At 71.0% G+C, this 20,124-nt stretch carries 25 protein-coding genes; 10 read left to right on the forward strand and 15 right to left on the reverse strand.

What is annotated here, in order from left to right; translation table 11 throughout:
* Positions 1 to 211: 211 nt before the first annotated feature.
* Positions 212 to 991: a class I SAM-dependent methyltransferase gene (locus BJY18_RS16535; protein WP_184780831.1), complete on the forward strand. Its 780-nt coding sequence runs from the start codon at positions 212 to 214 to the stop codon at positions 989 to 991.
* Between the two features lie 7 nt (positions 992 to 998).
* Here the strand turns inward: BJY18_RS16535 and BJY18_RS16540 are convergent, their stop codons facing one another.
* Complete coding sequence (locus BJY18_RS16540) at positions 999 to 1,835, reverse strand: ThuA domain-containing protein (RefSeq protein ID WP_184780832.1); 837 nt, start codon at positions 1,833 to 1,835, stop codon at positions 999 to 1,001.
* 197 nt (positions 1,836 to 2,032) lie between these two features.
* Here BJY18_RS16540 and BJY18_RS16545 point away from each other — a divergent pair, with 197 nt between their 5' ends.
* A complete protein-coding gene (locus tag BJY18_RS16545; RefSeq protein WP_184780833.1) occupies positions 2,033 to 2,674 on the forward strand; it encodes a class I SAM-dependent methyltransferase in 642 nt (213 codons plus the stop codon).
* A gap of 73 nt (positions 2,675 to 2,747) precedes the next feature.
* Positions 2,748 to 3,155: an SRPBCC family protein gene (locus BJY18_RS16550; protein ID WP_184780834.1), complete on the forward strand. Its 408-nt coding sequence runs from the start codon at positions 2,748 to 2,750 to the stop codon at positions 3,153 to 3,155.
* Between the two features lie 95 nt (positions 3,156 to 3,250).
* Here BJY18_RS16550 and BJY18_RS16555 read toward each other — a convergent pair whose 3' ends face one another.
* The 6 genes from BJY18_RS16555 to BJY18_RS16580 all read right to left on the reverse strand — a co-directional run bounded on the left by BJY18_RS16555 (position 3,251) and on the right by BJY18_RS16580 (position 6,896).
* A complete protein-coding gene (locus BJY18_RS16555) occupies positions 3,251 to 3,679 on the reverse strand; it encodes a YbaB/EbfC family nucleoid-associated protein (RefSeq protein ID WP_184780835.1) in 429 nt (142 codons plus the stop codon).
* The gene (locus tag BJY18_RS16560; RefSeq protein WP_184780836.1) at positions 3,676 to 4,068 is read right to left on the reverse strand and encodes a YbaB/EbfC family DNA-binding protein; all 393 of its coding nucleotides are present in this window, start codon (positions 4,066 to 4,068) and stop codon (positions 3,676 to 3,678) included. The genes BJY18_RS16555 and BJY18_RS16560 overlap by 4 nt, the downstream gene beginning before the upstream one ends.
* 3 nt (positions 4,069 to 4,071) lie before the next feature.
* Entirely contained in the window at positions 4,072 to 5,172 is a 1,101-nt protein-coding gene (locus BJY18_RS16565) for a C40 family peptidase (RefSeq protein WP_184780837.1), read from the reverse strand.
* Positions 5,169 to 5,483 carry a hypothetical protein gene (locus BJY18_RS16570; RefSeq protein ID WP_184780838.1) on the reverse strand — a complete coding sequence of 105 codons (315 nt, stop codon included), beginning with the start codon at positions 5,481 to 5,483 and terminating at the stop codon, positions 5,169 to 5,171. The genes BJY18_RS16565 and BJY18_RS16570 overlap by 4 nt, the downstream gene beginning before the upstream one ends.
* 79 nt (positions 5,484 to 5,562) lie before the next feature.
* Positions 5,563 to 6,372 (reverse strand): DsbA family protein, encoded by an 810-nt coding sequence (locus tag BJY18_RS16575; RefSeq protein WP_184780839.1) that lies wholly within the window; start codon positions 6,370 to 6,372, stop codon positions 5,563 to 5,565.
* Positions 6,373 to 6,377: 5 nt separating this feature from the next.
* A complete protein-coding gene (locus tag BJY18_RS16580) occupies positions 6,378 to 6,896 on the reverse strand; it encodes a MauE/DoxX family redox-associated membrane protein (protein WP_312874106.1) in 519 nt (172 codons plus the stop codon).
* Positions 6,897 to 6,994: 98 nt separating this feature from the next.
* Here BJY18_RS16580 and BJY18_RS16585 point away from each other — a divergent pair, with 98 nt between their 5' ends.
* The 4 genes from BJY18_RS16585 (at position 6,995) to BJY18_RS16600 (ending at position 11,992) form a co-directional block, all read left to right on the forward strand.
* On the forward strand, positions 6,995 to 7,825 hold the full coding sequence (locus BJY18_RS16585) for a glutamate ABC transporter substrate-binding protein (RefSeq protein ID WP_184780841.1): 831 nt from the start codon (positions 6,995 to 6,997) through the stop codon (positions 7,823 to 7,825).
* Complete coding sequence (gene hrpB / locus BJY18_RS16590) at positions 7,822 to 10,245, forward strand: ATP-dependent helicase HrpB (RefSeq protein WP_184780842.1); 2,424 nt, start codon at positions 7,822 to 7,824, stop codon at positions 10,243 to 10,245. The genes BJY18_RS16585 and hrpB overlap by 4 nt, the downstream gene beginning before the upstream one ends.
* A gap of 77 nt (positions 10,246 to 10,322) precedes the next feature.
* On the forward strand, positions 10,323 to 11,237 hold the full coding sequence (locus BJY18_RS16595) for an ATP-binding cassette domain-containing protein (protein WP_184780843.1): 915 nt from the start codon (positions 10,323 to 10,325) through the stop codon (positions 11,235 to 11,237).
* Complete coding sequence (locus BJY18_RS16600; protein WP_184780844.1) at positions 11,234 to 11,992, forward strand: ABC transporter permease; 759 nt, start codon at positions 11,234 to 11,236, stop codon at positions 11,990 to 11,992. Before BJY18_RS16595 ends, BJY18_RS16600 begins: the two co-directional genes overlap by 4 nt.
* 8 nt (positions 11,993 to 12,000) lie before the next feature.
* Here BJY18_RS16600 and BJY18_RS16605 read toward each other — a convergent pair whose 3' ends face one another.
* A complete protein-coding gene (locus BJY18_RS16605; protein ID WP_184780845.1) occupies positions 12,001 to 12,555 on the reverse strand; it encodes a TetR/AcrR family transcriptional regulator in 555 nt (184 codons plus the stop codon).
* Positions 12,556 to 12,604: 49 nt separating this feature from the next.
* Between BJY18_RS16605 and BJY18_RS16610 the strand changes: the two genes are divergently transcribed.
* Positions 12,605 to 13,732 (forward strand): FAD-dependent monooxygenase, encoded by a 1,128-nt coding sequence (locus BJY18_RS16610; protein ID WP_184780846.1) that lies wholly within the window; start codon positions 12,605 to 12,607, stop codon positions 13,730 to 13,732.
* Here BJY18_RS16610 and BJY18_RS16615 read toward each other — a convergent pair.
* From BJY18_RS16615 to BJY18_RS16630, 4 genes are all read right to left on the reverse strand, one after another.
* Positions 13,723 to 14,127, reverse strand: a complete 405-nt coding sequence (locus BJY18_RS16615; RefSeq protein WP_184780847.1) for an SgcJ/EcaC family oxidoreductase — start codon at positions 14,125 to 14,127, stop codon at positions 13,723 to 13,725. The two genes, BJY18_RS16610 and BJY18_RS16615, sit on opposite strands and share 10 nt — an antisense overlap.
* Complete coding sequence (locus BJY18_RS16620; RefSeq protein WP_184780848.1) at positions 14,124 to 14,765, reverse strand: PadR family transcriptional regulator; 642 nt, start codon at positions 14,763 to 14,765, stop codon at positions 14,124 to 14,126. Before BJY18_RS16620 ends, BJY18_RS16615 begins: the two co-directional genes overlap by 4 nt.
* Positions 14,766 to 14,934: 169 nt before the next feature.
* Positions 14,935 to 15,582, reverse strand: a complete 648-nt coding sequence (locus tag BJY18_RS16625) for a response regulator (RefSeq protein ID WP_184780849.1) — start codon at positions 15,580 to 15,582, stop codon at positions 14,935 to 14,937.
* Entirely contained in the window at positions 15,579 to 17,135 is a 1,557-nt protein-coding gene (locus BJY18_RS16630) for a sensor histidine kinase (protein ID WP_184780850.1), read from the reverse strand. Before BJY18_RS16630 ends, BJY18_RS16625 begins: the two co-directional genes overlap by 4 nt.
* A gap of 81 nt (positions 17,136 to 17,216) precedes the next feature.
* Here BJY18_RS16630 and BJY18_RS16635 point away from each other — a divergent pair, with 81 nt between their 5' ends.
* Positions 17,217 to 17,426: a hypothetical protein gene (locus BJY18_RS16635; RefSeq protein WP_184780851.1), complete on the forward strand. Its 210-nt coding sequence runs from the start codon at positions 17,217 to 17,219 to the stop codon at positions 17,424 to 17,426.
* On the forward strand, positions 17,423 to 18,151 hold the full coding sequence (locus BJY18_RS16640; protein ID WP_184780852.1) for a hypothetical protein: 729 nt from the start codon (positions 17,423 to 17,425) through the stop codon (positions 18,149 to 18,151). Before BJY18_RS16635 ends, BJY18_RS16640 begins: the two co-directional genes overlap by 4 nt.
* Here the strand turns inward: BJY18_RS16640 and BJY18_RS16645 are convergent.
* The 3 genes from BJY18_RS16645 to BJY18_RS16655 form a co-directional block, all read right to left on the reverse strand.
* Complete coding sequence (locus tag BJY18_RS16645; RefSeq protein ID WP_184780853.1) at positions 18,133 to 18,354, reverse strand: hypothetical protein; 222 nt, start codon at positions 18,352 to 18,354, stop codon at positions 18,133 to 18,135. The two genes, BJY18_RS16640 and BJY18_RS16645, sit on opposite strands and share 19 nt — an antisense overlap.
* 10 nt (positions 18,355 to 18,364) lie before the next feature.
* Positions 18,365 to 19,492, reverse strand: a complete 1,128-nt coding sequence (locus BJY18_RS16650) for an inorganic phosphate transporter (protein WP_184780854.1) — start codon at positions 19,490 to 19,492, stop codon at positions 18,365 to 18,367.
* Between the two features lie 425 nt (positions 19,493 to 19,917).
* Positions 19,918 to 20,100, reverse strand: coding sequence for a hypothetical protein (locus tag BJY18_RS16655; RefSeq protein WP_184780855.1), 183 nt, complete (start codon positions 20,098 to 20,100; stop codon positions 19,918 to 19,920).
* Positions 20,101 to 20,124: the final 24 nt, after the last annotated feature.

Consider the following 20,124-nt stretch of genomic DNA (forward strand, 5'->3'; position numbering starts at 1 on the left):
GGAGCCGATCGCGCGCAGGCAAGGCCGTTCCCGCGCGAGGCGGGTTCCGCTACCCGTTTCGCCTGGCCCGCCGCCTGGGCGACCTCGTTTCGCCGCCGGTCCGGGCAGTTCGGGTTCCCGAATGGGCGCGCGGGCCGGGCAGGCCCTGTCCGGCCGGTTCCGGCGCGGCCTACGATGCGCTGCGCCCGCTTCGAACGTAGAGGAATCCTTGATGTCGCAGACGATCGGCTGGAACAACTTCGTCGACACCCAGGCGCGGGCCGAGCACGATCGGCTGCGGCTGCTGGAGCGCAGCTTCGACCCGTTCAGCTTCCGGCAGCTGGATGAGCTCGGGGTGCGGCCGGGCTGGCAGTGCCTGGAGGTCGGGGCCGGTGCGGGGTCGGTGGCCGCGCGGATGGCCGAGCTCGCCGGCCCGGAGAACGTGGTGGCGACCGACCTCAGCCACGCTTTCCTGGGTCCGCTGGCCGAGCTGGGCGTGCGGGTGTTGCACCACGACGTCACCGCCGACGACGCACCCGGCGAGTTCGACGTGATCCACACCCGGTTCGTCCTCGAGCACCTGCCCGCGCGCCAGGACACGATCAAGCGGATGGCGTCCTGGCTGAAGCCCGGCGGCTGGCTGCTGGCCGAGATCGGCACCACCCTGCCCGAGCTGTCCTCGCGGCCGGCGACCCGCCAGGCCATGGCGGTGCTGGCGCGGGTCATGACCGAACGGGTCGGCACCGCGCCGGAGTGGGCCCGGACCTTCCCGGTCCCGCTGGAGGAAGCCGGCCTGACCGACTGCACCGCGGAGGGCGTGATCCAGCCGGCCCGGGGCGGGCAGCCACTGGCGAGCTGGCTGAAGCACACCACGAAACTCGTCGAGCAGCACGCTCTCACCACCGGCCTGATCACCCGCGAAGTACTCGACGAGGCGTACGCGACGTACGATTCTCCGTCCTTTGTGGACTACGCGTGGATGACCGTGGCGGCACGCGGACGCCGGGCCTGAGTACCGTTCAGACGGCCCCGCCCAGCCAGCGAAGGCCGTCCAGGACCAGCCGGTTCTGCTCGGCGCTGTCGAAGGTGGACGACAGCGGGGTGTCGGTGTCGTAGTCCATCGCGTTGTGCCCGAAGTTCGCGTACAGCATCCGGTAGTTCTTGTTCGTCCAGACGATCGGGTAGTCGCCGCTGTGCCAGGTCTGGTCCGGGTCAGTGCCGACCGGAAACGTCGACGGGTCCAGCGAGGCCAGCACGTCGATGTCCGGGTTCTGCCGCAGATCCCGCTCCCACGAATACCACTCGCTGACCGACGACGGGACGGTGTCCGCCAGGTTCGCGGTCGCCGGATTGCCGTGGTCATCGATCTTCAGCGTCTCCGCGGTCGGGCCCCACGAGTTGGTCGCGAACCTGGCGGTGCCGAGGAAGTCGTCGTGGAACCAGTTCGCGTACGAGGGTGTGCTGTCGTCGTTGTAGGCGGTCACGTGGAACCCGAAGAACGCGCCACCGTCGTCCAGGTAGCGCCGGAAGCCGTCGAACTGCGCTTGCGACTGCGGCTGGTCGTCGAGGAAGAGCACCACGTCCGCCTGGTCCGGAGTGAGCGAAACGAGCCGGTTCCAGTCGTTCGTGGCGGTGTAGTCGTACCCGTTCGCCTCGGCCTGCTGTGGGAACCAGACGTTCGCTTCCTTCTCGAAGCTGATGTGCGCCGCGTCGTAGGTACCGCTGTAGAACGCCAGCACACTGAACGGCGACGCGGCCTCCGCAGGCGAACCGACCGCCGGTGCACCGAGCGCAAGTCCGAGACACGCAGCGAAGAAGGCAAACGCTTTCCCGAGCAGACGTCGTTTTCCGGACATCGCACAACCTCTCCGACACGGAACGGCCTTTTTTTCAGTGCGTGAATTAATGCACACCACGCCACGGTGGTCCAGACCTCCGCGGAATCTCGGGTACCACTGACCGGAACCAGCGACCAGCCTCACCCGGCAGGACCAATCGCAACAACCCGTGACGCTGCCGCCTCTCTCGCCGTCTGGGCCCTAGCATCTCGCGGGTGGACACCGACTGGCTGACCGAAACGCGAACGTCCTACGACACGGTCGCGACGAGCTACGCCGAGCAGGTGCGCGGCGCTATCACCGGGCAGCCCTACCTCCGCACGGCCCTGACGCTGTTCGCCGAGCACGTGCGCTCCGCCGGCGGCGGTCCGGTGGTGGATGTCGGCTGCGGGCCCGGTGAGGTCACCGCGCACCTGCGTTCGCTCGAGGTCGACGCGTTCGGCATCGACCTTTCTCCCGGAATGATCGAGGTGGCTCGTCGCCGGTACCCAGGCCTACGATTCGAGGTGGGCTCGATGACGGACCTGCCACTACCGGACGCATCGGTGAACGGCCTGCTCGCGTGGCAATCCCTGATCCACGTCCCGGACGAGGCGGTGCCTGCCGTGTTCGAACAGTTCCGTCGCGTCGTGCGACCGGGTGGTCCGGTGCAGTTGTTCTTCCACCTCGGCACCGGTTCGCGGCTGAAGACCGAGGGCTACGGAAACCATCCGATGCGGGTCCGCGTACATCACCGGCAGGCGGGCGAGGTGACCATCTGGCTGCGCGAAGCCGGGTTCACCGTCGAAGGCCGGCTGCTGTTCGACCTGGATGGCCAAGCCCTGCAAGCGTTTCTCTTCGCACGTCGCGACGAGTGAGGCGGTGGGCACAGGCTGCGCCCGGCATTGTGCTGCGAACTTCGCCAGGGAGGGGATCAGCGTGCGGCTCGAGGTGTCCGGCGTCGTCGACCAAGGTATCGACCAGGTCTGGAGTTTTCTCTCGGATCCCGCCACCGCGCCCCGGTGGGATCGAAGCATCGCGGAGGTGATCCCGCACTCGACCGGCGCACCGGGGGTCGGCTGGGAGGCCACCACGGTCTCGCCCGACGGCAAACGTCAACGATTCCGCATCAGCCACTATCGGCCGCCGACCGGGTTCGCCTTCGTGTTGCTCGAATCGTCGATGTTCCGGTATGCCGAGCTCCGCTTCCAGCTCGAGCCGATGACGCCGGGTACGCGCATCACCCACACCATCGACCTACGGCTGCGTAATCCCCTCCTGAAACCGATTCTGCGTGCGGTCAGCCGCCGGGCACTGGCACGAGACTTCGAGGCGCTGACGGCGGCACTCCGGGACTGAAAGCCGCGCCAAGACCGGTACCCCCAGCAATCACAGCCCCAAGACCTCGACCGCCACCGCAGCGACCACCCTCGGCGACGGCCCGGCCACCGGCTTCAGCGGCGGGGCTGGGAGCGCCGCTCGCCGAGTCGTTCGGCGCGGTGGCGTTGGAACTCCTCCACCGTCATTCCCGGATCGTCGTCCGGGGCGCGGGCCGGGGCCGGGGAGCCGGACAGCTGCTCCACCAGCATGGTCAGGTCCTCGCCCAGGTGTAGCGCCACCTTGTTGTAGCTGTCCTGGGTGGCCTCGGCCATCGCGATCCGCGTGACCTCCAGGATCAGCGCGGCCAGCCGGGCCGGGTCGGCGGTGGTCACCGACGGGGCCAGCCAGAGGCGGTGCAGCGCTCCGAAGGCGTCGACGGTCACCTCCACCGTGCCGTCCAGCGCGTGTGCCGAACCACGGGCTTCGGCCATCAACCCGGCCACCTGGGCGAGCGCTTCTTCCCGGGCACGGGCCTGGTCGATGAGCGCGCGAGTGCTGATCACGGCAGCTCCCCGTGGCCGTAGTAGTCGTCCGGGTCGTCGTAGTCCGGATCGTCCGGGCGCAGTGGCTCGTACCCGAGCTCGGCGAGCTGTTCCGGCTCCAGAACCGGCGCCAGCACCTGGTGCATCCGGTCACCGGCCCGCCGGGTGGCCCGGCGGGACAGCTCCACGATGTTTCCCGCCAGCGCCTCGGATCCGGACCGCAGCGCCGCCCGGGTCAGGGTGAGCCCGGTCAGCAGCCCGCCGGGCGCGACCTCCACGGTCACCCCCGCCGCTTCGGCCTTGCCCACCACCGGACCGGAACGCGCGAACCGGGCGGCGGCCTCCTGCCCGGTGCGCTCGGCCTGCTCCGCGACCCGCGCCGCGGCGAGGTCCACGTCGAACTCAGCCATTCCTCATCCCGTCGGCCGGTAGAACCCGATGAACTGCTGCCCCGAGTTCGTGGTCCGGATGGCACTGACCTGCACCGGGTCCCCGGCCTCGACCATCTGCCCGTCGCCGATCACCATCGCCACGTGCCCCGACCACACCACGAGGTCGCCGGGCAGCAGCTGGTCGATCGAGGGCACCTCCGCACCCACCGTCTGCTGCCGGGCCGTGCGCGGCAGCTGGAGCCCGGCGTCCTGGTACGACGTCATCGTCAGCCCGCTGCAGTCCAGGCCCTGCCCCCGCGCCGTACCACCCCAGACGTAGGGCACCCCGAGCTGTGACAACGCGGCCCGCACCGCCTTGGCCGCGGTTTCGTTGGGCGCCATCACGGTCTTGCCGCCCGGCAGGTTGATCGCCACGCCGCTGCCCGGCTGCGGTGGGATCGCCACCGGCAGCCGGGGTTTCCCGGCGAATCCGCCGCCGCCGTCTCCCCCGCCGCCGCCACTGGCGTGCGCACCGTTGCTGTTGAACGCCTGCGGTGCGGACGGCGCGGCAGTAGCGCTGCTGGTGGTGGTCGCGTCCGATCCGCCGAGCCTGCCACCGAGGTCGGTCAGCCTGCCGAGCGTTTCCTCGCTGAACGTGGCGGCCTGCCCGGTGAGCTGCCCGATCTTCGTCTGCAGCCGCAGCAGGACCTGCCGGGCCGCGGCCGCGCGGCTCTCCGGCGGCTGGATGCCGCCGGTCGCCTGCAAGGCCTTCATCGACGCGGCGATCTCCCGCACGATCTGGTCCCGGACCTGGTCGTTGCGGATCTGCCCGACGTGCAGCACCTCCGCCGCCTCGGCGACCGCGCCTTCGATCTCGGCGCTCTCGTCGAGCAGGTCCCGGACGTGGTTCTCCATGTCCTGCGACGTGGCCACCGCGCGCTCGGAAGTGCCGCCGGAACTGGCGTTCGCCAGGTTCACCCGTTGTCCGGCGGCCTGGTCGTTGGCCTGGCCCACGGAGGTTCGCAACGCGACGTGCCCGTCCCGCGCGCCGGTGATGGCCGAAGGATCGTGCCGCACCTTGGCCGCGAGCTGGTTGGTCGTGTCCAGACCACCGCGAACGAGGTGGTCGACCGGCGTGCTCACGGGAGCCTGCGCAGGACTTCGTCGTGCTCGTCCTCGACGGCGGCGAAGTTGCCCTGCGTCGCCCGCGCGGCCTCGCCGATCCCGTGCCAGCCGCCGCCGAGCGCGTGCAACCGCTGGTGCAGCGACCGCATTCGCGCCCCGTACGCACCGGCGAACCCGGATTCGTCCCCCATCGCGGAGAACCCGTCGCCTGCCAGCGTCAGATGCGGGCCGAGGTGGCTTTCCGCGGCCTGGCGCACCTCGTCACCGAGTGGATCGACCTGGCGCGCATATCTCTCGTACGCACCCTCATCGACGTGAAAACCCGACACACCCTGCCCCTCCCCTGAGCCGTAAGACCAGGTTAGCGGACCGGATGTGCCGGGACAGGCGAAATGACCGGATCGAGCGTCAGCCCGCGGTCCCGTTCAGGACCTTGTCGAGCCAGTCCGGAGTGGTCGGGAACGCCTTGCCGTTCACCGCGAGGGTCGGCGTGCCGAAGCCGCGCTGGCCCTGGTAGTCCTGCGCGAGGTTCGGATCGTTCTGGATCTGCTGGTAGGCCGCCTGGATCTGCTGGTCGTAGGTGCCGGTGTCGATCGTCTTGGCGAACTTCGGATCGGTGATGCCGAGGTCCTGGCCGAGTTTGGTCAGCTGCGCCTTGTCGTAGCCGCGCCCGCCTTCCTGCGGTTGGTTCTTGAACAGCGCGTCGTGGAAGGCGGTGAACTTCTGCGAGTCGGCCGCGGCCAGCGCGGCGTTCGCCGATTCCAGCGAGTAGCCCGGCGGATCCGAGCGGGTGTTCAGCAGCGTGACCATGTGGTAGCGCACGGTCAGCTTGCCACTGTTGATCGCCTGCTCCATCTGCTGGCCGTAGGTCTGCTGGAACTGGCCGCAGACCGGGCAGAGGAAGTCCGCGTACAGGTCGACAGACTTCGGTGCGCCCGGTTTGCCGACCGACACCACCACCCCGTCGCGCTTCTCGACCACGCCGGCGCCGAGCGTGGCGCTCGTACCCGCCGGGATCGCGGTGTCCTCGGTCGCGTTCTTGCTCGAGTTGATCCACAGCACGCCGCCGATCACGAGCGCGGCGACCACCACGACCGCGACCACGACGGCGATGACCTTGTTCCGGTCGCCGCCCGACGTGCCGCGGGCCTGGGCGACCGACCTCGCCGCCGCCGTTCGCTGCCGGCTCTTCCGCGCGTTGCGCGCCGCTCCACCCACTGTTCCTAGTTCCCTTCCGCGATGTTCGTGGAGTAGTCGTCCGGGGTGCCGGCGGAGTTCCCGCCGTCCTCGCCGTGGTTGCCGCGGCCCCAGCCGAGCCAGCCGTCGAGTGAGATCCAGGTGCGCGGCCGCACCAGCAGCCACACCGCGAGCAGGGCGAATCCGGCGTCCCGCAGGATTTCCTGCGGGTACGCGGTCTGCCCCTCGGCCACCTGTCCGCCGCCGCCGAAGCAGCCGCAGTCGATACTCAGTCCGCGGGCCCACGACTGCGCGATGCCCGCGACGAGCACCGCCAGCAGCACCAGCGCCACCCCCGCGACCCAGCGCGTGGCCAGCCCGACCAGCAGCAGCAGCCCGAGCACCAGCTCGAGCAGCGGCAGAGCGGTCGCGACCGGGCGCACCAGCGCGTGCGGCAGCACGTCGTAGGCCTGCACGGCGAGGTAGGTCTGCCCCGGATCGGCGATCTTGACACCGCCGGAGACGAACCACACGGCCGCCAGCCCGAGCCGGGCGAGCGTGCCGATGGTGTCGAGTACGGGTTGGGGCAGTCGTCGCACGAGCATAGGCTAGCCGCCGGACCTGAGAACTCTGTGAGCACTCGACCGGCCGAGGGGAGGCGGATATGCGGGCTCGTGCCCTGCTCGCCGTTCTGTTCCTGCTGGTCGGCTGCGTCTCCTGCGGGGCGGGCGAGGCCACGCCCGGCGATCCGCTGCCCACCCGGGCGCGTGACGGCGACCACCTCACGATCGGCATCCGGTTCGACGCCCCCGGGCTTTCGCAGCGCACGATCGACGGCAGGTTCGTCGGTTTCGACGTGGACGTGGCCACGTTCGTCGCCGGCGAGCTGGGGGTCGCGCCGGACCACATCACCTGGCGTGAGACGACCCCGGCCAGCCGCGAATCGGACCTCGCCTCGGGGGCGGTGGACCTGGTCGTGGCCACCTACTCGATCACCGGCAAGCGCAAGCAGCAGGTGACCTTCGCGGGCCCGTACTTCGTCACCGGGCAGGACCTGCTGGTGCGGCTCACCTCCTCGGACATCACCGGGCCGGAGAGCCTGAACACCCGCAAGCTGTGCTCGGTCACCGGGTCGACCCCGGCGGAGGCGGTCCGCGACAAGTTCGCCCAGGCGGTGAAGCTGGTCGAGTACCCGCGCTACCCGGACTGTGTCACCGCGCTGCTCGCCGGCCAGATCGACGCGGTGACCACGGACGCGGCGATTCTGGCCGGCTACGCCGCGCAGAACCCCGAGCTGCTGCGGGTGGTCGGGCGCACGTTCTCCACCGAGCGCTACGGGATCGGCCTGCGCAAGGGCGACCTCGACGGGCAGCACGCGGTGGACGACGCCATCGCGAAGATGATCTCGACCGGCGGCTGGCTGCGTTCCCTGCAGGCCAACCTCGGCCCGTCGAACTACCCGCTGCCGCCGCCACCGGAGATCACCGAGAAGTGACCGACCTCGACCGGCTTCCGGACCTGCCCGTCCGCGCCGTGCTGCCGGACGTGCTGGCCGCGCTGGAGGGCCACGGCACCGCGGTGCTCGTGGCACCGCCGGGGACCGGCAAGACCACGCTCGTGCCGCTCGCGCTGGACCGCGGCGAGGGCCGGGTGGTCGTCGCCGAGCCACGCCGGCTCGCGGCTCGTGCCGCGGCCTCGCGGATGGCCGCGCTGCTGGGGGAACCGGTGGGCGAAACGGTGGGGTACGCGGTCCGCGGGGACCGGAAGGTGTCGGCGCGGACGCGGATCGAGGTCGTCACCTCCGGTCTGCTCGTCCGCCGTGTGCAGCACGATCCGGAGTTACCCGGGGTGTCCGCTGTGCTCCTCGACGAATGCCACGAACGCCATCTCGACGCGGATCTGCTGCTCGCTCTGCTCCTCGACGTCCGCGCCGGGTTGCGGGAGGACCTCCGGCTGCTCGCCACGTCGGCGACCGTCGCGGCCGGGCGCCTCGCCGAGTTGCTCGGCGACGCGCCGGTGGTCACTGCGCAGGCCCGCACGTATCCCGTCTCGCTCAGCTACCGAGCCCCGGCCCGGGGACAGCGGATCGAGGCCGCAGTGGCTGCCACCGTCCGGCTCGCACTGTCCGAAGGAGACGGTGACGTTCTCGCCTTCCTGCCGGGCGCCGGGGAGATTTCCCGTACGGCGGCGTTGCTGGATTCGCTCGACGCCGACGTACTGCCACTGCACGGCCGGCTTTCCACCGCCCGGCAGGACGAAGCTCTTCGTCCGCGCTCACGCCGGCGGGTGGTACTGGCCACGGCGGTGGCGGAGTCGAGCCTCACCGTGCCCGGCGTGCGTGCGGTCGTCGATTGTGGACTGGCCCGCGTGCCGCGCGTCGATCATCGCCGGGGTCTCGCCGGGCTGGCCACCGTGCGCGTCTCGGCGGCGGTCGCCGAGCAGCGGGCAGGCCGGGCCGGACGCGAGGCGCCGGGGCGGGCGTACCGGTGCTGGCCGGAACACGAGCAGGCGACCTTGCCGGCCTATCCCGAGCCGGAGATCCGCACCGCGGAACTCGCCCGCTTCGCGTTGGAGCTGGCGTGCTGGTCCACTCCGGACGGCAGCGGGCTGGCCTGGTGGGATCCGCCCGGCGAAGGAGCTCTGGCCGCGGCGCGCAGCCTGCTCGTCACCTTGGGCGCGACCATGTCCGACGGCGCTGTCACGCCACGCGGGCGACGAATGGCCGACCTCGGGCTGCATCCCCGGCTGGCCCGCGCGTTGCTGGACGGCGCGGCAGCGGTCGGCGCGCGAGCGGCCGCCGAAGTCGTCGCTCTTCTCGACGCCGGAGCGAAGCTCACCGATGTCGAAGCCGAGCTGCGCCGGCTGCGCTCCGCCCATGACGATGCTGCCCACCGCTGGCAACGAGACGCCCGGCGGCTGGCCGGGCTGGTCAAGACGCCGGGCGGGGCCGAAGCCGTCGATGCCGCGTTGGTGGTCGCTCTCGCCTACCCGGAACGGCTGGCGCACAAGCGTTCCGGCTCGGCACCGGTGTACCTGATGGCCGGTGGCACCGCAGCTGAGCTGCCCGACGGAAGCGGGTTGGACGACGCCGAGTGGCTGGCCATAGCCGAGGCGACGCGTGATCCCGGCCGGGCGCAGGGCACGATCCGCCTTGCCGCGTCGGCGGACGAAGCCCTCGCCGTCCGTGCCGCGCCTGCCTTGCTGTCCGAAGTGGACGAAGTGCGATGGGACGGCGACGTGGTGGCACGTCACGTCCGCCGGCTGGGCGCGATCGTGCTTTCCGAGCGTCCGCTGCGGAATCCGGACCCGGCGCTGGTGCATGACGCCGTGGTCGCCGGGTTGCGCGCCGAGGGGCTGGGGCTGGTGCGCTGGAGTCAGGACACGACCCGGCTCCGGGAGCGAATGGCGTTCCTGCACCGGGTACTCGGTCCGCCGTGGCCAGCGGTGGACGACGACACCCTGCTGTCCGAAGTGGACTCCTGGCTGGATCTGTCCCGGGTACGCCGGCGCAGTGATCTGGCGAATCTCGACGCCGGCGCCTCGTTGCGCGGCCTGCTGCCCTGGCCGGAGGCGGCCCGGCTGGACGACCTCGCCCCGGATCGGCTCGCGGTGCCCTCGGGCTCGCGCCACCGCGTGGACTACCGGGGAGAACAGCCGGTGCTCGCGGTGAAGCTGCAGGAGACCTTCGGCTGGACCCGCACCCCGGCGCTGGCCGACGGCCGGGTGCCGGTGCTGCTGCACCTGCTCTCCCCCGCCGGCCGGCCCGCCGCGGTGACTGCCGATCTCGAGTCCTTCTGGCGCAACGGTTACGCCGCGGTCCGCGCCGACCTCCGCGGCCGCTACCCGAAGCACCCGTGGCCGGAGGACCCGGCTACCGCCACCCCCACCCGGCACACCAGCCGCAGGTCTCGCTGAACCCCTGTCGAAAGTCAGGGTCGGCACCAGTCGGTCAGCCGATGTCCGGAGCGTGACCGACCGCGCAGACTCGGTGCATGATCACGTTTCGCGGATTGACGAAGCGCTATGGGGACAAGACGGTGGTGGACGGTCTCACGTCGGTGGTCGCTCCCGGTCTGGTGACCGGGTTCCTGGGCCCCAACGGCGCCGGAAAGTCGACCACCATGCGGATGACGGTCGCGTTGGATCACCCGGATTCCGGCGATGTGCTGATCCAGGGCAAGCCCTACCGCCAGTTGCGGTATCCGTTGCGAGAAGTCGGCGCGCTGCTGGAAGCGAAAGCCGTGCACCCCGGCCGAAGCGCGGGCAAGCACCTGCTCGCGATGGCGCGCGGCAGCGGCATTCCGCCGCGCCGCGTCGAGGAAGTGCTGGCGACGGTAGGCCTGAGCGACGTCGCGGGGAAGCGCACCGGCACGTTCTCGCTCGGGATGAGCCAGCGGCTCGGCATCGCGGGCGCGCTGCTCGGCGACCCCGCAGTGCTGATGTTCGACGAACCGGTGAACGGGCTCGATCCGGACGGGGTGCGCTGGGTACGCCAGCTGATGCGTCTCCTCGCCGGAGAAGGACGCACGGTGCTCGTGTCCAGTCACCTGATGAGCGAAATGCAGCTGACCGCGGACCACCTCGTGGTGATCGGCAAGGGACGGCTGCTCGCCGACGCACCGATGGACGAGTTCATCGCCGGGAACTCACGCAGCTGCGTCTCCGTGCGGGTACCGGTGCCCGCGGAACTTGCCGCCCTGACCGAACGGCTGCGGGCGCTGGGGGTGCCCGTGCGCCGGGGCGAGGACGACGAGGTGCTGGCGGAAGGCGTCGCGGTGGACAAGGTCGGGGATCTCGCGCACGAACTCGGCGTACGGCTGCACGGTCTCGGCGCGCGGACCGCGTCACTGGAACAGGCCTATCTGGAACTGACCGCGTCGTCGGTGGAATACGGGGTACGGGCATGATGAAGCCGGCTGTCGCCGCGGAGTGGACGAAGTTCTGGTCGGTGCGTGCCACGAGGTGGTGCCTGGCAGGGGGAACGCTGCTGATGGCGTTCTACGCGGTCGTTTCCGGCCTGTCACAACGATTCGGTGGTGACCAGCCACAGGCGGCACACGGCATCGCCGCCACCGGCGCGGTGTATCTCGTCGAATTCTGCGTGCTCGCGGTGGCGACGTTGTTCGTGACGAGTGAGTACACCAGTGGGGCCATCCGCACGACACTGCAATGGGTACCGGTGCGGCCGCGGCTGACGACCGCGAAAGCCGCGGTGGTGCTGCCGGTGTTGTTCGTCTTCGGGGTGCTGGTCGCCGCGTTCGGGATGGGAGTCGCGAAACTCGCGATGCTCGGCAACGGCCTCCCGACGACATTCGGCGACGCCGCGGTGACCGCGCTGGGCATGGGCGCCTACTTCGCGTTCCTCGGCGTGCTGTCCACGGGAATCGCGTTCATTCTGCGCAGTGCGGCGGGCACGCTGGTGGTGCTGATCGTGCTGCTCCTGCCGTTGCCGTTGCTGGTTTCGTCGTACGTCGCGTCCGGCGCGCTGGACTACTTCCCGTTGTTCGCGGGCAGCAACGCGATGGTGCCGCCCGGGAGCGCCGATCTGGTGCTCGGCGGAACACCTCCGTACGGACCGTGGATCGGAGCGCTGATCTGCCTCCTCTGGGCCGGCGCCGGCCTGCTGGGTGGCACGGCGCTGTTGAATCGGCGGGACGCCTGACGCGGCCCTCAGGCTCCGGAAAGGCCGAGCCCGGCGAGCACGGCACGGGCCCCCTCGACCAGCTCGTCCCGCGACGGCGGACGACGGGAACCCGTGCCGGCCAGCGCGTCGAAGATCGATCCGTCGAGCCAGCCGATGAGCACCCGGGTGTGTGCTTCCGGCGCGGGCGAACCGGCGGCCGCCAGCACTTCCGCACAGCGGCGGCGCACCAGGTGGCCGCCGGAGTCGTAACTCGCGCGCAGTTCGGGGCTGCGGGTGGCTTCCAGCGCGAACTGGTACCGCGCCAGCATTCTCGTGCGTCCCTCGGTGATCGCGGAGTACACGACCGAACCGAGGAAGTCCGCGAGGCCGCCATGAGGTGGCGGCTCGGCCTCGACCTCGTCCAGCTCCACCATGCGCCGCACCGCCAGCTCGAGCAGCGCGGTGCGGGTCCGGGCGTAGTACGACGTGGAGCCCGCGGGCAGCCCGGCCGCCCGGTCCACCGCGCGGTGCGTGAGTCCCCGCATGCCCTCGGCCGCGATCACCTCGATGGCCGCGTCGCCGATGCTCGCTTTCCGGTCCACCCGACCACTCTACAGGTGTAGAGTGCTCTACATCTGTAGAGGAGGAGTCATGAAAGCACAGCACGCCGTCGTGGTCGGCGGGGGTATCGGCGGACTTGCCGCGGCAGTCGGGCTGCACCGCATCGGCTGGCGGGTCACGGTGTTCGAACGGGCCGCAGCGTTCACCGCCATCGGTGCGGGGATCTCCTTGTGGCCGAACGCGCAGCGCGCGCTCGCCGAGCTGGGCGTCACCCCGGCGCTCGCCCGGCAGGCGGGCGGCCGGTTCCTCGACCGGCGAGGCCGACGCCTCGCGCACTGGGACGCCGAAGCGTTCGTGCGTCACCAGGGTTTACCGCTCGGCGCGATCCACCGTGCGGACCTCATCGAGACGTTGCGCTCGGCGTTGCCCCCGGAAAGCCTGCAGACCGGCGTCGAGGTCACCGCCGTGGCCCCGGACGGTGTTGTCCACCACGGCGCGGATGCCACGCGAGCCGACCTGGTCGTGGCCGCGGACGGCATCACCAGCCGCATCCGGCAGGCACTTCATCCGCACGCCCGGGTCGAATACAGCGGCGGCGCGGCGTTCCGCGGGGTCGCGGAACTGCCCGCCCGGCTGAGCACCACCTGGGCGCCGGGCACGGAAATCGGAGTGCTTCCCCTGTCGCACAGCCAGACCTACTGGTGGATTTCCGAAGCGCGTCCGTCCGGGGTCCGGCACGAGGACAACCGGGCCTACCTGGCCGCGAAGTTCGCCGGCTGGCACGCCCCGGTTCCGGAACTCATCGCCGCCACGCCGGAAATCCTGCTCCACGACACCCACCATCTGGCGACCCCGCTGCCGAGCTACGTGCACGGCCGGATCGCGTTGCTCGGCGACGCCGCGCACGCCATGCCGCCGTTTCTCGGCCAGGGTGGCTGCCAGGCGCTGGAAGACGCCGTCGTCCTCGCGGCCGCCTGCGCTGGTTCGTCCGCAGTGGACGAGGCACTGCGACGCTACGACACCGAACGGCGCCCACGCAGCCAGCGCGTCGCCCGCGCCTCACTCCGCGCGGGAGCCGCCGGTCCGTTGCTGCGCAACCCGATCGCCTGCGCGGCGCGCTCGGCTGCCCTCCGGCTCGCGCCGGCCACACTCACCGCGAGGACGGGCTCCTCGATCAACACCTGGCGGGCGCCCGCGTTGGCCACCGATCAGAGCTGACGCCGGGACCGGTCGCTCATCTCGGTGTTCTGGAAGGCGGCACACTGCCACCGTCCGTCCCGCCGCACGAGGGTGAACGTCTGGAACTTGTCGTACTCGACGGGTTCGCCGGCGCCGATGCCGCCGATCGTGAGCACCGAGGCGGTGTTTTCGTCGACCATGCTGACCGAGACCGGCTTCACGAGCATCTTTGTGCCGCGCTGCCATTTGCTCAGCACGTCGACGTGGGTGCTTTCGATCTCGGCGCGCCCGCGGAGCGCGTCGCCCAGGAAGATCACGTAGGTGGCGTCCTCGGTGAACTCCCGCGCGTACGCGGTCGCGTCGGCCGCGTTCCAGGCGTCCGCGATCCGGGAAAGGAAGGCCTCGACGGTGTCCTGCTGAATCTGCGTGGTCATGTTCGTTCCTCCGTGGATGATCGCGGCACCGGCGGGGCGACCGGGCCGTCGCCGTGCACCGTCCGCCACCAGTCGAGCCCCTCCAGGGAGCCGGACTCGAGCTCGTCGGCGAGGCGGCGCACGAACGCCAGCTCGGCGTCGAGCAGCGCGGTGTGGAACTCGGTCTCGACCCGGAGCAGCCTCGGCACCTGCTGCTTCCGGAGCACCTCGCCGGCAGCGTGCGACTGGCTGATGCCGACCTCCAGCCGGTCCGCGCGTTCGCGAAGCAGGGCAAGCACCTGATCCGGCGGCAACGCGACCAGCAATGCCAGCGCGGCCTCGAAATCCGGATACTCCTTCCGCGGGACGCCGACCAGCTCGGCCATCCAGTCGTGGATCTCGGCCAGCCCGGCCCCGGTCAGCTCGTAGACGGTGCGCTCCGGCAGCCGCCCTTCCCTGGTGACCTCCGCTTCGGAGATCAGCCCCCGCTTCTCCAGCGAACCGAACACCGCGTAGAGCGACCCGTAGTTGAGCCGGACGCTCTCGTGCTTGTTGCGCTGCCGCAACGTGGTGGCCACCTCGTAGGGATGCATGGGCCGCTCGTAGAGACAGATCAGCGCCGCGAGCGCCAGCGGATTGCCGCGGTTCCGGGCTGCCATGGCGACCTCCGAGTCGAGTACTTCAATCAGAGTACCACGGCCGGGAGATCACTACCCTGGCGCGAGGACAGGGCCAGAGCCGGGCCAAGTCACGTGCGCCAGGGCCAAGCCACCGACCCCGCCACGCCAGGCACGCCCATCCGTTCCGTGCGGCGTGGCGTCCGGCTCGTCACACCAGGCCGGCCTCGTACGCGGTGATCGCCGCCTGGACGCGGTTGCGGACGGCCAGCCGGGTCAGAATCGTGCTCACGTGGGCTTTCACCGTGCCTTCCACCACGTGGATGCGACCGGCTATGTCCGCATTGGACAGTCCGTCGGCGAGCAGGGTGAGGACTTCGCGTTCCCGGGGCGTCAGCACCGCGACCCGGTCCCTGGCGGCCGCCGCACGTCCCAGTCGGTCGCCGGACAACTGCGTGATGACGCGGTGCGCCACCTTCGGCGACAAGAACGCCGCGCCGTCGGCCACCGCGTGCACTCCGGCGAGCAGTTCGCGCGGATCGCCCGCCTTGAGCAGGAATCCGCTCGCGCCCAGCCCGAGGGCGCGTTCGATGTAGGCGTCCTCACCGAAGGTGGTCAGCATGAGCACACCGGTGTCCGGCAGGATCCGCCGGATCTCCTCGGCCGCGGCGAGCCCGTCCAGGTCGGGCATGCGGATGTCCAGCAGCACGACATCCGGCCGGTTCGCCCGGGTCAGTTCCACCGCCGCACGGCCGTCACCGGCTTCGGCGACCACCTCGATCTCCTGGTCGGCGGCGAGGATGGCCGCGACTCCGGCCCGGATCATCGCCTCGTCGTCGGCCAGCAGTACCCGGATCACGGTTCGTCCTCACTGTAGGAATCCTTGGTCACCAGGCGGTCGCCGGCGAAACACAGCCGGTGGGCCGCCTTGTTCAGGTTGAGCCAGCTCCGCTCGGTGCCGTAGTACTCGCAGGTGGTCCCGCGCGGGCGCGGCGGCTCGTTGATCAGCGGGAGCGAACTGCGTTGCCGCGACGGCAGCAACGCAGCGAACGCCTCGCGCGGCTGGCCGGGCTCGATCCGCGCGTACGCCGAATCAGGCAGCTCGGACTCGGACCACTGCACGAGGAAACCCACGCCGGTCGCGCCCAGGATCACGCCGAACAGCACCAGCGGAACCACGATCGCCTGCACCAGGCTCCGTCGCACGTCCCGGCGGGCGAGCGCGCGTTCCCGCGCGGCCTGACCGACCACCTCGTCGTCGCCCGGTTCCGGAGCCGGCGCCGCGGCGTGCGGCAGCCGCGCCACGACCTCGAAGCCGCCGTCCGCCGGCGCGGCCCGCAGCGTGCCACCGACCAGCCGCACTCGCTCCCGCAGGCCGATGAGTCCCTGGCGACCCGACCGGCCGGGCAACGGCCCGGCCGGCGGCGCGGCGTTGCACACGAGCACTTCGGTGGTCTCCGCGGAACTCGTCACAGTCACCGTGACCGCCGCGCCCGGTGCGTGCTTCGCCGCGTTCGTCAGTCCCTCCTGCGCCACGCGGTAGACCGCGCGAGCGACCATCGGCGGGGCATCGGCGAGGGTCTCCAGCCGCGCCTCGATCCCGATTCCCGAGGCACGCGCCCGGTCGACCAGCTCGGCCACGTCGCCCTGCACGGGCTCGACCGGTGCCGCGTCCTCGCGCAGCACCCCGATGATCTCGCGCAGCCGCTCGGTCGCCTGTGCCGCACCGGACCGCAGCTGCCCGGCGGCGCCGCGCTGCTCGTCGCCGAGCCCGGCCGCCACCTCCAGCGCGGCGGCTCGCACCGCGATCAGGCTCAACTCGTGGCCCAGCGAATCGTGCATGTCGCTGGCGATCCGGGCCCGTTCCCGCAACCGCGTCTCGCGGGCCACGAGGCGGTAGCGGCTCTCCATCTCCTCGGCCCGCCGCCAGCCCGCCTGGGCCAGCTCCTTCCGCAGCCGGACGTACCGTCCGAGCAGGAACGGCGCCACGCCGGCGAACGCGAGCACGCCGAGCATCGTGCCCCAGGCGTCGAACCCCTCGGGCAGGAACACCGCCGGCGGTATCCCGGCCAGCGCGGTCACGGAACAGATCACCGCCGCCGCACGCACCCGGGGCATCCGCAACCCGGCCAAATAGCCGAGGACGACCATCAGGAAGAACTCCCAGACGGCCACCTTCGCGGTCCAGCCCAGCGAGACGACCGGCGACGTCGCCACGGTCACCGCGAAGGACACCGCCGGCCACCGGCGCGCGGTCGCCACCGCCACGGTCACCGAGGCGAGCCCGTAGACCAGCTCCAGCGTCCGATGGTCCGGGCCGCTGGTCGTGTCGACGACCACGAGCAGGCAGAGCACCACCCACAGCGCGACCGCGAACGTCACGCGCCACCTGCGCCGGGCCGCCTCCTTCATCCTGCCGACGCTACAAGTGCCGCACACCCGTCCACCACTGCCGAAAGTCAAGGTCCGCCCGGTACGGCATGATGGGTCACCATGGCTGAGCGCACCCTCGCCGATCAGCTCGGCGGCCCCCTGCCCGAAGGCATCGAAGCCCTGTCCGAGGAGCATCGGCAGGACCTGGCCGCGGCGCTGCGCGACGCGCGGCACCGACAGGCGAAGGCCCTCGCGCACGCGGGTGAGGAAGCCCTGAAGTACGTGCCGGCGCTGCTTCGCGGTGCAGTGCGCAAGGCGGTCGGCCTGTGAACCCGGAAATCCTCAAGCTCGCCCGCGCGCTCGACGTCGACGCCGCGCGGCTCGGCTACCTCGCCGAGGTGGACGAAGCCGACGTACGCCGGTTACGCGAACAGGTGACCACCACGTTGTTCGACGCCAACGTCGTGGTGCTGGAACGCATGGCGCTGGCGAGCCGCCTCCTGCCGGCGCCAGTGGTCGCGAAGATCGCGGAGAAGGTGTTCGGACCGCTGCTGTGCGCGCGGATCGCCGGGCTGGTCGACGTATCGCGCGGCATCGACGTGGCGAAACGGCTGTCGCCGCAGTTCCTCGCCTCGGTGGCGGCGGAGCTGGACCCACGGCGTGCCACCGCGATCATCGTCCGGATCCCGCTGCCGACCGTGCTCGCGGTGGCGCGGGAGCTGGCCGGCCGCGAGGACTGGATCACGCTGGGCCGCTTCGTCGGGCATCTGCCGGACGAGACCGTGCGGCGCAGCGTCGGCCTGCTCGACGACGCGGGCCTGCTGCGCACCGCGTACGTGCTGGACGACAAGGCCCGTGTCGACCACGTGCTCAGCCTGTTGCCCGAGGGCAGGCTGGCCCAGTTGGTCCGGGCGGCGGCGGCCGACGAGTCGCTGTGGGAACCGGCGCTGGACCTGTTGGGCCACCTGGACGAAGCTCGCCGGGCCGCGGTACGTCCGCTGCTCGGCGAGCTTCCGGAAGAGCTGCGTGCCCGTGTTCAGGCCACGATCAGGTAGATCCCGTAGAGCACGACGGCCGCGCAGACCGCGAAGCACACGATCGAACCGGTGAACTGCGCGACGCCGCTGCCGCCTTGGGCGCGCGCGGTCTCGCGTTCGGACAGCCCGCGGATGCCGTAGGCGAACAGCACGGTGAGGACCACCGCGGCGGCCAGCGCGACGACGAACACGGTGCCGAGGGCACCCCAGTTGATGTCCACGTCCGCTCCCTCAGGCCACGGCCGGGGCGGCCTCGACGGCCTCCGGCTCGGTGATGTTGCCGGCGTTCACCGGGTTCCGCCGCGAAGCCAGCCAGATACCGGCCGCGAGCAGCACGCCGACCGCACCGACCGCGACCGTGCCCCAGCTCCCGCGCGTGGACACCGCGGCGGCGATGGCGCCGACGATCGCCGCCGCGGGCAGCGTGAGCACCCACGCGACGACCATCTTGCCCGCGACGCCCCAGCGCACCTCCGCGAGCTTGCGGCCGAGGCCGGAGCCGATGATCCCGCCGGACGTGACGTGCGTGGTGGACAGCGCGAAGCCAAGGTGGGACGAGGCGAGGATGACTGCGGCGGAGCTGGTCTCGGCCGCGAAACCCTGTGGCGTCTGGATTTCGGTGAGCTTCTTGCCCATGGTCTGGATGATCCGCCAGCCACCGAGGTAGGTGCCGAGCGCGATCGCGAGGCCGGAGCACAGGATGACCCACACCGGCGGGTTCGACCCGGGGGCGAGCGAGCCACCGGCGATCAGTGCCAGCGTGATGACGCCCATGGTCTTCTGCGCGTCATTGGTGCCGTGCGCGAGCGAGACCAGGCTGGCCGAGAGGACCTGACCGGTCTTGAAGCCCTTGCCCACCACGTCCTGGCGCGCCTTCGCGATGATCCGGTAGGTGAGGTAGGTGCCGACGAGCGCCACGATCCCCGCCACGACCGGCGACGCGACCGCGGGGATCAGCACCTTCTCGACGACCTTGCCGAAGTGCACGGCGTCGCCGCCGGACGCGATCCAGGTGGCGCCGATCAGGCCGCCGAACAACGCGTGCGACGAGCTGGACGGCAGCCCCACCAGCCACGTGACGAGGTTCCAGACGATCGCGCCGATCAACCCCGCGAAGATCACCACCGGGGTGACCTTCGCGTCGTCCACGATGCCCCCGGAGATCGTCTTCGCGACCTCGATGGACAGGAACGCGCCGACCAGGTTCAGCACGGCGGAGATGGCGACCGCGACTCTGGGCTTCAACGCACCGGTGGCGATGGAGGTGGCCATCGCGTTCGCCGTATCGTGAAACCCGTTGGTGAAGTCGAACGCCAGCGCCGCGACGATCACCACCAGGACGATCAAAGAGAAGTCCATGCGCGTGCTCTCCAGCTCGGTGGTCGTGCGCCGCTGACGCTACCCACCGATCGGGCGACACCAGATCCCCGTAATGGTGTCCAGTTCTTGAACTCTCGGTGAACACATGTCGCCCACGCCACAGCACAAACGAGGCCCACACACCGGCACCGGCACCGGCACGCAGCCCCAAGGGGACAGCGACGGTCGGCCCAGCCAACACGGGCGCCGGCACGCACACACGGGGCGGTGGCGAGAGGCACCGACCTCACGAGACACGGCCGAACGGCTCCGCTCGGGCGTCACCAAGCCCGTCCCCCAGTGGGGCTGCGCCGACCGTCCCTCCTGTTCCGGGATCGGCTGGCCGTGACCACGATCGTGAACACTCGGTCAGCGCGAGTCCGAGGTCGGCCTGCTGGGCATCACCGGGCGCCGACAGCCCATCCTCACTGGAGGAACGCGATCAGGGTTACGCCGCGGCTCGTCGCGGCGACCGGCGGCAATGCCGTTCCGGCGACCAACGGCAACCCCGCCGCGGCGACCGAAGGCGATCCCGTCTCGGCGGGCACCTGGGCACGTCCCGCCGCGGCGACCGACGACAACCTCGTCTCAGCGGGCACCCAGGACACGACCCACCACGGCGACCCACGACA

This window comes from Amycolatopsis jiangsuensis, assembly GCF_014204865.1.
In the GTDB taxonomy this organism is placed as follows: Bacteria; Actinomycetota; Actinomycetes; order Mycobacteriales; family Pseudonocardiaceae; genus Amycolatopsis; species Amycolatopsis jiangsuensis.

Excerpts from the sequence above, each read along its gene's own strand:
- BJY18_RS16535 (WP_184780831.1), top strand. The coding sequence starts at position 212 with ATGTCGCAGACGATCGGCTGGAACAACTTCGTCGACACCCAGGCGCGG.
- BJY18_RS16540 (WP_184780832.1), bottom strand. The coding sequence starts at position 1,835 with ATGTCCGGAAAACGACGTCTGCTCGGGAAAGCGTTTGCCTTCTTCGCT.
- BJY18_RS16560 (WP_184780836.1), bottom strand. The coding sequence starts at position 4,068 with ATGGCTGAGTTCGACGTGGACCTCGCCGCGGCGCGGGTCGCGGAGCAG.
- BJY18_RS16585 (WP_184780841.1), top strand. The coding sequence starts at position 6,995 with ATGCGGGCTCGTGCCCTGCTCGCCGTTCTGTTCCTGCTGGTCGGCTGC.
- BJY18_RS16595 (WP_184780843.1), top strand. The coding sequence starts at position 10,323 with ATGATCACGTTTCGCGGATTGACGAAGCGCTATGGGGACAAGACGGTG.
- BJY18_RS16600 (WP_184780844.1), top strand. The coding sequence starts at position 11,234 with ATGATGAAGCCGGCTGTCGCCGCGGAGTGGACGAAGTTCTGGTCGGTG.
- BJY18_RS16610 (WP_184780846.1), top strand. The coding sequence starts at position 12,605 with ATGAAAGCACAGCACGCCGTCGTGGTCGGCGGGGGTATCGGCGGACTT.
- BJY18_RS16615 (WP_184780847.1), bottom strand. The coding sequence starts at position 14,127 with ATGACCACGCAGATTCAGCAGGACACCGTCGAGGCCTTCCTTTCCCGG.
- BJY18_RS16620 (WP_184780848.1), bottom strand. The coding sequence starts at position 14,765 with ATGGCAGCCCGGAACCGCGGCAATCCGCTGGCGCTCGCGGCGCTGATC.
- BJY18_RS16630 (WP_184780850.1), bottom strand. The coding sequence starts at position 17,135 with ATGAAGGAGGCGGCCCGGCGCAGGTGGCGCGTGACGTTCGCGGTCGCG.
- BJY18_RS16635 (WP_184780851.1), top strand. The coding sequence starts at position 17,217 with ATGGCTGAGCGCACCCTCGCCGATCAGCTCGGCGGCCCCCTGCCCGAA.
- BJY18_RS16650 (WP_184780854.1), bottom strand. The coding sequence starts at position 19,492 with ATGGACTTCTCTTTGATCGTCCTGGTGGTGATCGTCGCGGCGCTGGCG.